This is a genomic window from Flagellimonas crocea (genome assembly GCF_033441595.1).
In the GTDB taxonomy this organism is placed as follows: domain Bacteria; phylum Bacteroidota; class Bacteroidia; order Flavobacteriales; family Flavobacteriaceae; genus Flagellimonas; species Flagellimonas crocea.
This window is the reverse complement of record NZ_JAUZVX010000003.1, coordinates 381,659-395,662: the sequence shown is the minus strand read 5'-3', so window position 1 is coordinate 395,662 and position 14,004 is coordinate 381,659. Positions and strand designations below refer to the sequence as shown.

At 42.1% G+C, this 14,004-nt stretch carries 12 protein-coding genes; 6 read left to right on the top strand and 6 right to left on the bottom strand.

Annotated elements, in window-relative coordinates; translation table 11 throughout:
* Positions 1-120 precede the first annotated feature (120 nt).
* Genes SD449_RS11205 through panC form a run of 4 tightly spaced genes read right to left on the bottom strand, consistent with a single transcriptional unit; the run spans position 121 to position 3,469 of the window.
* A complete protein-coding gene (locus SD449_RS11205) occupies positions 121-1,263 on the bottom strand; it encodes an alpha/beta hydrolase (protein WP_318310668.1) in 1,143 nt (380 codons plus the stop codon).
* Positions 1,264-1,288: 25 nt separating this feature from the next.
* Positions 1,289-2,254: a lysylphosphatidylglycerol synthase transmembrane domain-containing protein gene (locus SD449_RS11200; protein WP_318310667.1), complete on the bottom strand. Its 966-nt coding sequence runs from the start codon at positions 2,252-2,254 to the stop codon at positions 1,289-1,291.
* Positions 2,255-2,257: 3 nt separating this feature from the next.
* Positions 2,258-2,608 (bottom strand): aspartate 1-decarboxylase, encoded by a 351-nt coding sequence (panD, locus tag SD449_RS11195; RefSeq protein WP_318310666.1) that lies wholly within the window; start codon positions 2,606-2,608, stop codon positions 2,258-2,260.
* A 12-nt stretch (positions 2,609-2,620) separates the two neighbouring features.
* A complete protein-coding gene (gene panC, locus SD449_RS11190) occupies positions 2,621-3,469 on the bottom strand; it encodes a pantoate--beta-alanine ligase (protein ID WP_318310665.1) in 849 nt (282 codons plus the stop codon).
* A 102-nt stretch (positions 3,470-3,571) separates the two neighbouring features.
* On the opposite strand from panC, the gene SD449_RS11185 reads away from it, so the two are divergent.
* From SD449_RS11185 to SD449_RS11160, 6 genes are all read left to right on the top strand, one after another.
* Positions 3,572-4,381, top strand: coding sequence for a glycogen/starch synthase (locus SD449_RS11185; protein ID WP_318310664.1), 810 nt, complete (start codon positions 3,572-3,574; stop codon positions 4,379-4,381).
* Between the two features lie 5 nt (positions 4,382-4,386).
* The gene (locus SD449_RS11180) at positions 4,387-6,204 is read left to right on the top strand and encodes a DUF4270 domain-containing protein (RefSeq protein ID WP_318310663.1); all 1,818 of its coding nucleotides are present in this window, start codon (positions 4,387-4,389) and stop codon (positions 6,202-6,204) included.
* 129 nt (positions 6,205-6,333) lie between these two features.
* On the top strand, positions 6,334-8,181 hold the full coding sequence (gene glmS, locus SD449_RS11175) for a glutamine--fructose-6-phosphate transaminase (isomerizing) (RefSeq protein ID WP_318310660.1): 1,848 nt from the start codon (positions 6,334-6,336) through the stop codon (positions 8,179-8,181).
* A 208-nt stretch (positions 8,182-8,389) separates the two neighbouring features.
* Positions 8,390-11,149 (top strand): TonB-dependent receptor, encoded by a 2,760-nt coding sequence (locus SD449_RS11170; RefSeq protein ID WP_318310659.1) that lies wholly within the window; start codon positions 8,390-8,392, stop codon positions 11,147-11,149.
* Positions 11,150-11,312: 163 nt separating this feature from the next.
* A complete protein-coding gene (gene atpD / locus SD449_RS11165; RefSeq protein WP_318310658.1) occupies positions 11,313-12,821 on the top strand; it encodes a F0F1 ATP synthase subunit beta in 1,509 nt (502 codons plus the stop codon).
* A gap of 73 nt (positions 12,822-12,894) precedes the next feature.
* Positions 12,895-13,173, top strand: a complete 279-nt coding sequence (locus SD449_RS11160) for a F0F1 ATP synthase subunit epsilon (protein ID WP_318310657.1) — start codon at positions 12,895-12,897, stop codon at positions 13,171-13,173.
* A 50-nt stretch (positions 13,174-13,223) separates the two neighbouring features.
* Here the strand turns inward: SD449_RS11160 and SD449_RS11155 are convergent, their stop codons facing one another.
* Together SD449_RS11155 and SD449_RS11150 are read right to left on the bottom strand one after the other, a co-directional pair.
* Positions 13,224-13,433: a helix-turn-helix domain-containing protein gene (locus tag SD449_RS11155; protein ID WP_318310656.1), complete on the bottom strand. Its 210-nt coding sequence runs from the start codon at positions 13,431-13,433 to the stop codon at positions 13,224-13,226.
* Positions 13,434-13,435: 2 nt separating this feature from the next.
* Positions 13,436-13,975, bottom strand: a complete 540-nt coding sequence (locus SD449_RS11150) for a DUF2975 domain-containing protein (protein ID WP_318310655.1) — start codon at positions 13,973-13,975, stop codon at positions 13,436-13,438.
* Positions 13,976-14,004: the final 29 nt, after the last annotated feature.

Sequence of the window (14,004 nt, the reverse complement as noted above, 5' to 3'; positions counted from 1 at the left end):
TAAATGAGGGGCCTAAAGATATGGATTTACGTGGAGGGATTTTTAGATTGTTGGAATTTTGGACGGATAGATTTTAGTCAAGTCAATCCAAACATCGAATCAATCCAACAATCCAAGGTTCTAGTATCCGAAATCTGCCTTGAGCGCATCAATTTTTTCGAGGGCCAAATCCTTGGTCAAAAAGTCGATTTCTTCCATTTGGAAGGCTTTTTCAAAAGTTTTGAATGCTTTTTTGGGTTCTCCGATAAACTCGTAGTATTCCGCTTCAAAATAAAAACCCATCATGGTCTCCGGGAATTCCTTTTTGCAGAGGTCTGCCAAAGGTTGTAGGGACTCGTAGTCTTCTTTTTTGAGGCAAGCGGCATAAATGGCCATAATATCGTTGAGTTCCACGGGTTTTTCAAAGCCGAACAGGTCTTCTATGGTTTGGTAGCGATTCTCCAAATAATTGAAAACGGGCTCTTCGGATGTCAAAATATCGGATTTATATTCTGCAGGGGTAATGGGGCGGTAAATCCTAAAAACATTATCAAAAGCTTTGCTTATCCCGTAGGCGGCAATGGAAGTGTGGTCGGCATTTTCATATTCATCAAAAAAGTAATGCAGGGATTCTTTGGTAATGGATTTGATGCTTGCGTTCATTTGAAGGATACGTTGCCTATCATCGGTGGGTTGTTTTTCCACAATCAAATTATAGAAGATAACCTGGTCCAGTTCGGACAGACGGGCCGGCACCCTGCTTTCCATTTCGGTTGCCAAAACAGGCGAAATACTGATATATGAATTAAAGAAGGATTGTTCTTTGAATAAAAAGTAGTTTCCAAAATTAGCCGTAATATCGTATCCAACAAACATTTTGAAAGGTGCAATGTTGTAAGTGGTGGCTAAGTAGGGAATAAGTTCGGTTCCCAAAAACTCGTAGAACATTTTGCCTTTTTCCGTAGGCAGACCGGAAACTTCATCAAAGTCACAATCTTCCAGCCTTAGGTTATTTTTTAATTGATCAACTCCCACAACGATGGCTTCGGGCATGCGATCGAACCGGCTCTGGAATTTTACATTGGCGACTACTAGGTCAAACAGGTGTTCGGCATCCAAGACCACGATCAATGGGTACAATTTTTCTTCGGAGTAATCTTCGGGAAAATAGTAGGAAACATCCCGGCGTTCCTGCAGTTTAAAGGATTCGAAGATTTCCTTTTTTACTTGAGCGCTCAGGTTCAAGCAAGTAAAGCCTATCAGTAGAAATAGACATTTTTTCATTGGTTAAGATTTAGGTGGTCGGTGCTTACCGATTTCTATTCAATAACGGTAATACTAGGAAGGATATTGTACCGAAAACCACGACCATCAATGTCTGTGCGATCCACATGATCCAACCAAATGCGTCACCTGAAACGGAGCTGATGCCATAAATGCCCAATGCTGCACTTACCGCGATAGGGTACAGGCCAATTCCGCCATTGGTGGTGGACATGGCAAAGGCACCGGCCACAAAGGCAACCAACAGTTGGCCCAAGGATAGCGGGATGGTTTCTTCCACGGTATATTTTATGACCCAGAACATACCAAAATAGGCTACCCAGATAAATATTGTGTGGAAGATAAACGGCCACTTGTTCTTCATTTTGAAAAGGCTGAGTACGCCTTCTTTTAAACCATTTAGGAATACCTTGAGTTTGATGGCCAAAGGCGATTTGGATTTACGGATAATGTAAGACCCCAGAAAGAGTCCGACAATGCCAAAAAGCAATATTCCGATGGCACCGATAATGTTTACGCCTCTTTCTTCGAGAAATCCGAGGATGAAGTCGGTTTGAAGCACCAAGGTGATCATGATGATGGCCAGAAGCATCAAAAGGTCTATGACCCTTTCGGTGACGATGGTCCCAAATCCTTTTTCAAACGGAACTTTTTCGTAAGTGGTAAGGGCCGTTGCCCTTAATATTTCGCCAGAACGCGGTATTCCCAAATTGGCAAAATAGGAAATAAGAACAATGAATATGGTGTTGACGGTTTTTGGTCGATATCCTAGTGGCTCCAAAAGATATTTCCAGCGTACAGCCCTTGAAATATGGCTCAATATGCCAATGATTACGGAAATGGCCACCCAAAACGGGCTTGCATTGGAAATATAATGGATGATTTGTTTTCGTTCTTCCGGTGTGGTGGAGTTGTAGGAGTACCAAACCAAAAACAGCCCAACGGCAATGGGCACAAATATCTTAAGGAATTTTTTTAGGGATTTGCCCAAAATTTATTTTAGTAGATTGGTTTCCTCGTGGGGGAACACCAATGCTGGATTAAATGTTTTTGCCTCTTCGATATCCATCCAAGCGTAGGTAATTAGGATCAATACGTCTCCGACGGCCACTTTTCTGGCAGCGGCACCGTTCAGGGTCAGCTCTCCAGAATTTCTAGGGCCTGGAATGGCATAAGTTTCCAATCGCTCACCGTTGTTGTTGTTCACGATCTGCACTTTTTCGCCCCTGATGATATTGGCAGCGTCCATAAGATCTTCGTCTATGGTGATGCTGCCTATATAATTGAGGTCTGCCCCGGTAACTTTTACTCGGTGAATTTTAGATTTTACGACTTCTACTTGCATGGTGCAAAATTATCAATTCAATCTTAGATTATCAATTAAGCGCACGCCGTCTGCGTAAACGGCTATAAACGCCCTATATTTTTGGTTGTCCTGAATTTTAAAAGCGGGGGTCAATGTGTTCTCGTCCGCGATTTCAAAATATTCCAGATCAAACAAAGGATGTTGTTCAAATTCGGATTTTACCCAATCCTTTATATTAGTAGCACTTTTCATGCCAAATTCGGCTTTGGCAGCTAGTAGGGTTTTATGGATGAAACCAGCTTCTTCGCGCGTTTCTTTTGATAGTCTTTCGTTACGGGAGCTCATAGCAAGGCCGTTCGGTTCTCTTTCAATGGGGCAGCCGATAATGTCAAAAGGCAAATCTTTGATTTCGGCCATTTTTCGGATAATCTGCAATTGCTGAAAATCTTTTTCGCCGAAATAGGCCCTGTCGGGAGCCACGGTTCTCAATAAAAGCTCCACAATGGTTCCAACACCATCAAAATGCCCGGCTCTAAATTCTCCTTCCATTACCTTGTCCAAACCATCGAACTCATAGGTTTCGGATATGATTTTTCCTCCATAAATCTCATCAACAGTGGGTGCAAAAACCACGATATTGTCCGATACTTGGTCCAAAAGCGCTATATCCCGCTCAAAAGTGCGTGGATATTTTTCAAGATCTTCTTTTTTATCAAATTGTGTGGGGTTCACAAAGATGCTGACAACGACCACATCATTTTCCGAAAGGGCTTTTTTTACCAGAGAGATATGACCTGTGTGAAGCGCCCCCATGGTGGGTACGAGACCAATGGTGCGGTCTTTTTTTCGTTGCTCCAGGATAAAGGTGTTAAGCTCTTTTTTAAGGTCGAATATCTTCATATACAGGTACAAAAGGGTGCAAAAATACTATAAATACAGCTAATCAGCATAATTTTTGTACTTTTGCAGCTATGTTTTTCGGATAAACAAAAGAAAGTGTTTATGAATGGTAAAAAGGTATTGTTTGTATCTTCTGAATTAGTTCCCTACCTCCCAGAGAATCCTGTTTCCTTAATGTCGTACGAAGCACCGCGAATGGTGAACAGTAGCGGTGGGCAAATACGCATATTTATGCCAAGGTATGGAAACATTAACGAGAGGAGGCATCAATTGCATGAGGTCATACGTTTATCGGGAATGAACCTGGTGATCAATGACATGGATATGCCCCTGATCATTAAGGTGGCCTCTATACCAAAAGAAAGAATACAGGTCTATTTTATAGACAATGATGAATATTTTAAAAGAAAGGCCACATTTGCAGATGCCAATGGCAAATTGTTTCCTGATAATGACGAAAGGGCCATTTTCTTTGCAAAAGGCGTAGTGGAGACCGTAAAGAAACTAAACTGGTCCCCGGATATTATCCATGTTCACGGTTGGATGGCATCCCTATTGCCACTATATCTTAGAAAGTACTACGCGGACGAACCGCTTTTTGCCGAAAGTAGAATAGTGACTTCGGTCTACGGCAAAGGATTTGAAGGTGAGCTGGATAAGAATATGATAGATAAAATTGCCTTTGACGGTATTGATAAAGAAGAAATTTCCTCACTGTCAGAGCCTGAGTATAATAATTTGTTAAAGGTTGCCGTAGATCATTCCGATGCCGTTATTTTAGCCGCGGAGGAATTGTCCGAGGATTTAAAAAACCATATTGACAATCTTTCCGTACCTGTTTTGCCCTATGTTTCGCTTCAAGAAGCAGAAGAGGCATACACCAATTTCTATAATACAGAGGTTTTAAAATAGATTGAATGAGATTTTCCAATATTTTCAAAGTTTCAGCACTGTTTGGAACTTTGTTTTTACTAATTGTCTCTTGTGAAGATGAACTGGACACCATAGGAGAAGGTGTTATTGCGGGAGAACCATTTAGCACGGGCAAAGTGGAATACGATGTGTTTGCCTACAATAAGGGAATTACGGCCGTACAGACCAATAGGCTCCCTTTGTACCAGTTGGGAACGTTCAGCGACCCCATTTATGGCCAAAGAAAGGCCAGTATCATTTCCCAATTGTCACTGGCAACGGCTTCACCTACATTCGGGGATCTTACTCAGGCCAAAGAAGACGAGCCGGATAATGATCAAGAGAACGAAACGGTAAAAGAAGTGATATTGTTCATTCCTTTTCAAACTGCTCCCTCGCCCGACCGGGATGGAGATGGCATACCCGATGCACTTGAAGAAGGGGATGATGCGGAGGACCCCAATTCGGATTTTGATGGTGACGGGGTATCGGATAACAGGGAAAGGGTCATAGGTTCCAATCCGTATGATCCTGATGAAGACGGTACAGAAGATGGTTTTGTTCCTAATATTTACCCGAAGAGGTTTGACTTGGACAGCATTTACGGCGATATAAACCAGACTTTTGATATCGTAGTCTCCAAATCCAATTATTTTCTACGAGAGCTTGACCCCAATTCCAATTTTGAAGAGGCCCAGGAATATTACTCTAATCAGGATTTCTCCAGCTTTATTGGTGAAGAGCTTACCATTACAGATAAGAATACCGTAACTATCGATGAAATCGAAACAGTTCTTTTTGCTGAAGATGACCCGGATACTGATGTGGACGAATCGAAAACCGTAGTTGATTCAAGGATTGCTCCTGGTATTCGAGTACCATTGAACCCGGATTTTTTCCAACAGAATATCTTGGATAAAGAAGGACAGGCGGAGTTGCTCACCCAATCCAACTTTAAAAACTTTTTTAGGGGAGTACATTTGGCCGGAGAAGGTATGGAAGAGCTAATGTTTTTATTGGATTTGACACAGGCCAATATTACCATTACCTATGAATATGATGATTTTGACACGGAGACCGAAGAGACCGTAAAGTCCGAAAAGGATTTTGTGTTGAGGCTACTTTCGGGTAGTGCAACAACTGGAATAACAGGAAATGCCGTGAACGTCTTTGAGAGTGAAATGTTTCCCACGGATATTGCAAACGCACTGGACAATGGAGAAAATGCTTCCAGAATATATGTAAAAGGCGGTGCAACACTTGCGGAGATACGATTGTTCGATGAAATCGAGAACGGAGGTTCATCGATCATCAACCAGATAAAAAATAACAACTGGGTAATCAATGAAGCCAATTTGGTGTTCTACGTGGATCGTGAAACTCTGTCCCAAGCCGGAGGTTCCGTAGTGGAACCACCAAGACTTTATTTGTACAATGCCGAAACCAATCTGCCCCTGTACAATCCATCCAACGAAATTGTAACTGCCAATTCTGGCCCTAATTCCCTTAGGTATTATCCAAGCCATGATGCCCTTTTGGAAAAGCAAAATGATCTAGGTTTAAAGTATACCATCCGAATTACGGAGCATATCAACAATATAATTGTCAGGGATTCTACAAATGCCAGACTTGGGTTGACCTTAACCCCTAATATTGCGATTACCTTAGCTCAAGAAGCCATTGGCAATGATTTGCAGGGCATTGACTATCCGGTCGGTGCAGCCATTAGTCCGCTCGGAACTGTGCTTTATGGGAGTAATGTGGCTGCTGGTGAAGAAGGAAAGAAGCTAAAACTCGAAATTTACTATACCGAGGCCAATTAAGATAAATGGATAAACGTTAATTTTAAAACGTTCATCGGTTTAAAGAATCAGAAAAGGAGTTTTTAGCAGGATCATCTTAAATTTGATAACTAGTATCCCCAAAACCGTTATTAACTTAAAAGGAATCTTATGTGCGGAATAGTTGGTTACATTGGTCATAGAGATGCTTACCCAATTATAATGAAAGGACTGCAGCGTTTGGAATACCGAGGGTATGATAGCGCAGGTATTACCTTGTATGATGGGGAGAACATCCACCTTTCCAAAACAAAGGGGAAAGTGGAAGATTTACGAAACAAAGCAGAAAGCTCCATTCCCATAAAGGGAAAACTTGGATTGGGACATACCAGATGGGCTACGCACGGGGTTCCGAACGACGTTAATTCCCACCCTCACTACTCAAATTCAGGGGATTTGGTAATCATACATAATGGAATCATAGAGAATTATGAATCCATTAAACAAGCTTTGATGAAAAGAGGATACACCTTTCAATCCGATACGGATACAGAAGTGCTGATCAATTTGATTGAAGAAGTCAAGATAAAAGAAGGGGTAAAACTGGGACAGGCCGTTCAAATTGCACTGAATCAGGTTGTTGGTGCATATGCCATTGCCGTTTTTGATAAAAATAAACCGGATGAAATCGTGGTTGCCAAACTGGGCAGCCCCCTTGCCATAGGAATTGGGGAGAACGAATATTTCATTGCCTCCGATGCTTCTCCTTTTATAGAGTTTACCAACAATGCCATTTATTTAGAAGACGAAGAAATGGCGATTGTAAGGATCGGTAAAGAGATTAAGCTTCGTAAAATCAAGAACGATGCTATTGCCTATCCAAATATTTTGGAACTACAGCTTAATCTTGAAGAAATTGAAAAAGGTGGATACGACCACTTTATGCTGAAGGAAATTTATGAACAGCCCAAGGCTATACAGGATACCTATCGTGGGCGATTGTTGGCCGATAAAGGAATAATCAAGATGGCCGGTATCGACCAGAACCTTGAAAAATTCCTTAATGCAAACCGCATCATTATTGTGGCATGCGGAACCTCGTGGCATGCCGGACTGGTCGCAGAATATATTTTTGAGGACCTGGCCAGGATACCTGTTGAGGTGGAATATGCCTCCGAATTCCGGTACAGAAACCCTGTGATTACGGAAAAAGATGTTTTGATCGCGATTTCGCAATCCGGTGAAACTGCGGATACATTGGCGGCCATAAAATTGGCCAAGGAAAAAGGAGCATTTGTTTTTGGAGTCTGTAACGTAGTGGGCTCATCAATAGCGAGGGAAACCCACGCAGGTGCATATACCCATGCCGGACCAGAAATTGGGGTGGCTTCCACAAAGGCCTTTACCACACAGATTACCGTATTGACCTTGATCGCTTTAAAACTGGCCCAAGAAAAAGGAACGCTCTCTCAATCAAAGTACCATGAGTATTTGGCAGAGTTGGAAGGGATACCGGCCAAAGTGGAAAAGTCTTTGTTGTCCAATACACTGGTTGAGGAAATATCTGAAATTTATAAGGATTCAACCAACTGTCTCTACCTTGGTAGGGGGTACAACTTCCCTGTTGCTTTGGAAGGGGCGCTTAAACTCAAAGAAATCAGTTACATCCATGCCGAAGGCTACCCAGCCGCCGAGATGAAACATGGTCCCATTGCTTTGATAGATGAACAAATGCCCGTAGTGGTAATCGCTACCAAAAAGGGACACTATGAAAAAGTCGTCAGTAACATACAGGAAATAAAATCCAGAAAAGGCAAGATCATTGCGGTCGTCACCGAAGGCGATAAAACCGTAAAAGAACTTGCTGACCATGTCATCGAGATTCCCGATACTTCAGAAAGTCTATCACCATTGTTGACTACGATACCTCTGCAATTGTTGTCTTATCACATTGCGGTAATGAGAGGTTGTAATGTGGATCAACCTCGGAATTTGGCCAAATCCGTTACGGTCGAATAAGTACTTCTAGATTTATAATTAAATGGAAAAGGCACTGAATTCAGTGCCTTTTTTATTGATTACGTATATTTGAACATCTTTTTTTGCCAAAAAAGTATTATGCATGCATAATTTTTTTCAAATTTGTATCATTGAAATGAAAAAAAATGTATCTTCCCAATAGATACTTAACATGCACATAAACTAAATTAACTCTAATCCATAGCAAATGAAAAAACTTATGTTTGTTTCCTTGATGATGTTAGGTTTGGCGACTTATGCCCAGACCACTGTTCAAGGAAAGGTAGTTGATGCAAATAATGAGCCCATACCGGGAGCCAATGTGGTCTTGGTAGGGAAAGCTGAAGGAACCACTACGGACTTTGATGGAAATTTCACCTTTAATACATCGGAAGAGCCCCCGTTTCGACTGCAATTTTCCAGTATTGGCTTCTCCAGTTATACAGCGAACGTCACCTCAAACAATCAAACCCTTACCATAACGCTCTCCGAAGCTTCGACGATGTTGGACGAGATCGTGATTTCTGCCTCAAGGACCCCGGAACGTATTTTTGAATCCCCGGTTTCGGTAGAAAGGTTTGGACTCAAAGAAATTAAGAATACGACCGCGGAGTCATTTTATGGAGGACTTCAGAATTTGAAGGGAGTGGATATCAATACAAACAGTTTGACGTTCCAATCCATCAATACCAGGGGTTTTGCCACCTTTGCCAACAATAGATTTTTGCAGTTGGTAGATGGGATGGACAACACTGCACCGGGACTTAACTTTGTGCTCGGTAACCTTGTGGGGATGTCCGAACTGGATGTGCAGAGTGTGGAAATCCTTCCAGGAGCTTCCTCCGCACTGTATGGAGCAGGCGCCTTTAATGGTATTCTCTTTATGACCAGTAAAAACCCTTTCGATTTTCAAGGGATTAGTGCTTATGCCAAAGGTGGCGTAACCGTTCAGGATGCCGCTGGAACCAATTTTTACAAGGATTTTGGAATACGGGCAGCACATGCGTTCAGTGATAAGTTAGCCGTTAAGGCCAATCTATCTGTATTGAACGGGGAAGATTGGCATGCCAACAGCCGCATGGATTTGAACAACCCTGGGGCAGATCGTTCCAATCCTGGGTACGATGGACTTAATGTCTATGGTGATGAGGTTTCCACTGTTCTCAATTTTGATGCAGCGGCTGGATTGCCGTCAGGTACCGTAGGGTCGGCCTTAATTTCAAGAACAGGTTATGACGAAGCAGACTTGGCCAACTACAATGCGGAAAGTGTTAAGGCAGATTTCGCGGTGCACATCAGACCTTTTGCGGATGATTTAGAAGTGATCCTAAACAGTAGAATCGGTAGGGGTACCACTATTTATCAAGGGGCCAACCGGTACGCGGTAGCTGGGTTTACCATGCAGCAACATCGATTGGAAATTAAAAATGACAACTTTTTTGTAAGAGGATATATTGTTTCTGAAAATTCTGGGGACGCTTATGATACCCGATTCGCAGCTATCAATGTCAATAGAGCTTGGAAATCGGATACACAATGGTTCACCGATTATGCTACTGCCTATATACCTACCTATTTAGGAGGAATCCAAGGAGCCGGACTTACTCCAGAACAGGCCTCTGCACAGGCTCATGTAGCGGGAAGACAAGCTGCTGACGAAGGAAGATTGGTTCCAGGAACACCTGGTTTCGAAAGCGCTTTTAACAGCGTAATCAACAATGGAGACTTGACCACAGGAGCTAAATTTATAGATAAGACCAAGTTCCGTCATGTGAACGGGAACTACAATATTGCCCATCTTATCGATGATTGGGCGGATATCCAAATCGGTGGATCGTTCAGGGAATATGAACTCAATTCCAACGGAACCATTTTCACGGATATAGATGGTCCTATAAAATACAATGAATACGGGGCCTATCTACAGGTACAGAAGAAGTTCTTGGATGACCGTTTAAAGTTTACCGGTTCTGCCCGTTACGATAAAAATGAATTTTTTGATGTATTCCTTTCACCAAGAGTATCGTTCGCGTATACTTTGGGCGAGGAGAGAAACCATAACCTAAGGGTTTCTGTACAGCAAGGTTTTAGAAATCCGACCACCCAAGATTTGTTTATTGGACTGAATGCAGGTCGCGCTATTTTGGTAGGGTCCGCACCGGCAAACTTGGATAGGGATGTGCGAACTTTCAATGTTAGTGAAGCTGGTCAAAATTTAATTGGTCAATCAACAGTACAGATTGTTGGTCGTGAAGCTTATGAAAATGCGTATTCCACAAGCTCTTTGCAAGCGGGCGCACCGCAAGCCGTGGAGACCCCATTGGTACAACCAGAGGAAATTACAGCCTTTGAGGCTGGTTATAGGGCACAAGTGGGTAGATTCACCATTGATTTGAGTGGATACTACAACCGATATAAAAATTTCTTGGCCAATACAACTACTGCCGTTCCTTTTTATGGAGAGGCGGGAGATGGGGGACTTTCCTTGTTGGCCCTACAAAACGGGGATTTCCAAGTGTATCAGACCTATACCAATTCTGATGCTGATATCAACTCCTACGGGGGTACGGTTGGAGTGGACACCAAGCTTGGCAATTTTGATTTGGGTGTAAACTATACCTTTGCCGATTTGGATATCGATGAGGGCAGGTACCCAGACCTTAGGACCAACTTTAACACACCAAAACACAAGGTGAAAGCATCTTTTGGGAATACCGCACTATTTAAAAACTTCGGGTTTAATGTAAACTATCGTTGGAGCGACAGCTACTTCTGGGAAGCTTCATTTGCGGATGGAAACATTCCGGCATATTCCGTGTTGGATGCACAGATCAACTATTCGGTACCGTCCATCAAATCCATATTCAAATTGGGTGGATCTAACCTTATGGGTGATGAATACTACACTGCGATAGGTACAGGGTTTATAGGTTCCATTTATTATCTATCCTGGACCATAAATCCCTAAATAGCAATAAAGAAGCAAAAGTAAAAGCGTTGGGAGCACCAACGTTTTTTTTATTGAAAAAAAAGCTAAAATCGGTTTCTGAATAAAAATGTAAAAGCATATCTTTGCAGCCGAAAAAATAGCGGTTATTTTCCCGCGTATTCAATTATAAATAAACACACTAATGTCTAAAGTAACAGGTAAGGTTGCCCAAATTATAGGCCCGGTCATTGATGTTGAGTTTGATTCAGGGGTAGAGATCCCAAGAATTTACGACTCCCTTGAAATTGCAAAAGCTGATGGCTCAAGATTGGTTTTGGAAGTACAATCACATATTGGTGAGAATACCGTAAGAACCATTTCTATGGACTCCACCGATGGTTTGAGTAGAGGTGTTGAGGTAGTTGCCACAGGAGCTCCAATTCAAATGCCGATTGGAGAAGAAGTTTACGGTCGTCTATTCAACGTAATCGGAGATGCCATCGATGGTATGGAAAACCTTCCTAAAGCTGGAGACAATGGACTTCCAATTCACCGTGAAGCGCCAAAATTTGAAGACCTTTCCACTTCAACCGAAGTGCTTTTTACAGGTATCAAAGTAATCGACCTTATCGAGCCTTATGCAAAAGGTGGTAAGATTGGATTGTTCGGTGGTGCCGGGGTAGGTAAAACCGTATTGATTCAGGAATTGATCAACAACATTGCAAAAGGTCACGGTGGTTTGTCCGTGTTCGCAGGTGTTGGGGAACGTACCCGTGAAGGAAACGATTTGCTTCGTGAGATGTTGGAATCAGGGATTATAAAATACGGTGACGATTTCTTGCACTCCATGGAAGAAGGAGGATGGGATTTGTCCAAAGTAGATAAAAAAGCGATGAAGCAATCCAAGGCTACCTTCGTGTTCGGTCAGATGAACGAACCACCAGGAGCCCGTGCCCGTGTGGCATTGTCTGGATTGACCATTGCAGAATATTTCCGTGATGGATCTGGAGAAGGTCAAGGAAAAGACGTTCTTTTCTTCGTAGACAACATTTTCCGTTTCACCCAGGCAGGTTCCGAGGTATCGGCACTTTTGGGTCGTATGCCATCAGCTGTGGGTTACCAACCAACATTGGCAACAGAAATGGGTGCCATGCAGGAAAGGATTACATCAACAAAAAGAGGTTCTATTACCTCCGTACAGGCGGTTTACGTTCCTGCGGATGACTTGACGGATCCTGCACCAGCGACAACATTTGCTCACTTGGATGCAACTACCGTACTTTCCCGTAAAATTGCCGAGTTGGGTATTTATCCTGCCGTGGATCCTTTGGATTCCACTTCTAGGATTTTGACTCCCGATATTTTGGGCAAAGAGCACTACGATTGTGCACAACGTGTAAAAGAGTTGTTGCAACGTTATAAAGAACTTCAGGATATTATCGCCATCTTGGGTATGGAGGAACTTTCTGAAGAAGACAAATTGGCCGTAGGTAGAGCAAGACGTGTACAGCGTTTCTTGTCCCAGCCTTTCCACGTAGCTGAGCAGTTTACGGGTATTCCTGGGGTATTGGTTGATATTAAAGAGACCATCAAAGGATTCAACATGATTATGGACGGTGAACTTGATCACTTGCCAGAATCTGCCTTTAACCTTAAAGGAACCATCGAGGAAGCTATCGAGGCAGGAGAGAAAATGTTGGCGGAAGCGTAAACCAGTTAAGAGTTTGGAGTATGGAGTTCAGAGTAACTCATAACTCATAACTCATAACTCATAATTAGATAAGATGTATTTAGAAATAGTATCACCCGAAGCTACTTTATTCTCAGGCGACGTAACCTCCGTTACGGTACCAGGAGTAAATGGTGAGTTCCAGATGTTGGAGAACCACGCACCCATCGTTTCTTTGTTACAAAAGGGGAACGTAAGGGTCAAAGGTAACATCACCATTGATGAGGCTTTTGCCGATAAGTTTTCCAAAGGAAACAATGGAGAAACCGTTTTGACGATATCAAGTGGAACAGTGGAGATGAAGGACAATAAAGTTATCGTCCTAGCTGATTAAAATAAATGAATTCATTCACAAAAAAAGCCGCTCCATTGGAGCGGCTTTTTTTATTTCTCTTCCGAATATTCCAATATGTCGCCAGGTTGACAACCCAAGGCTTCACAAATGGCCTCTAAAGTTGAAAATCGAATCGCTTTCGCTTTTCCAGTTTTAAGAATGGATAAATTAGCTGTGGTTATCCCTATTTTATCTGCAAGTTCGTTGCTTTTCATCTCCCGTTTGGCAAGTATTACATCCAAATTGATTAAAATAGCCATGTTTAGATAGTAAGGTCGTTTTCTTGTTTTATTTCGTAGCCATCTTGAATGAGGTCTGCTAAAATCAAAATAAATATCCCTATTACCAGAAGAGGTATTCTACTCCCGATAAGCTCCCCCAAATGGTACCCTAAACTGTAGCCAAAACTGTATGCGCTTGGATTATCGTTAATTCCTATCTCATCAGAATAAAGTTCCAGTGCCCTGATTATAAAAATAGCGATGGAGTAGTATATGATACCCACACCAACTTTCTTAAAAATAGATTTATTTTCTTTTGAAAAGAGTGATTTTGATTCGGAACCATAAACTGTTTTTCTGAGCTTCAAAAGTAACCAGCCCATATAAATCAACAAGATGAAATTGATAGTCAGTAGGACAGTATCCGTACTACTGAAATCTGTGGTAGGGTTTTCATGTATCAAATCGAAGGTGGACAAAATAATCAACGGAAACTTTAATCCCTTTGATATAATGTCCAGCGCTAGAGCAATTAGCAAAAAGTTAACGATGTACTTTAAATAGGTAATTGATTTTTTCATAGAATTATCGTTTAACAATAACAAACATA

Coding starts and splice junctions, on each gene's coding strand:
- SD449_RS11205 (WP_318310668.1), bottom strand. CDS start 1,263: ATGAAAAAATGTCTATTTCTACTGATAGGCTTTACTTGCTTGAACCTG.
- panD (WP_318310666.1), bottom strand. CDS start 2,608: ATGCAAGTAGAAGTCGTAAAATCTAAAATTCACCGAGTAAAAGTTACC.
- panC (WP_318310665.1), bottom strand. CDS start 3,469: ATGAAGATATTCGACCTTAAAAAAGAGCTTAACACCTTTATCCTGGAG.
- SD449_RS11185 (WP_318310664.1), top strand. CDS start 3,572: ATGAATGGTAAAAAGGTATTGTTTGTATCTTCTGAATTAGTTCCCTAC.
- SD449_RS11180 (WP_318310663.1), top strand. CDS start 4,387: ATGAGATTTTCCAATATTTTCAAAGTTTCAGCACTGTTTGGAACTTTG.
- glmS (WP_318310660.1), top strand. CDS start 6,334: ATGTGCGGAATAGTTGGTTACATTGGTCATAGAGATGCTTACCCAATT.
- SD449_RS11170 (WP_318310659.1), top strand. CDS start 8,390: ATGAAAAAACTTATGTTTGTTTCCTTGATGATGTTAGGTTTGGCGACT.
- atpD (WP_318310658.1), top strand. CDS start 11,313: ATGTCTAAAGTAACAGGTAAGGTTGCCCAAATTATAGGCCCGGTCATT.
- SD449_RS11160 (WP_318310657.1), top strand. CDS start 12,895: ATGTATTTAGAAATAGTATCACCCGAAGCTACTTTATTCTCAGGCGAC.
- SD449_RS11155 (WP_318310656.1), bottom strand. CDS start 13,433: ATGGCTATTTTAATCAATTTGGATGTAATACTTGCCAAACGGGAGATG.
- SD449_RS11150 (WP_318310655.1), bottom strand. CDS start 13,975: ATGAAAAAATCAATTACCTATTTAAAGTACATCGTTAACTTTTTGCTA.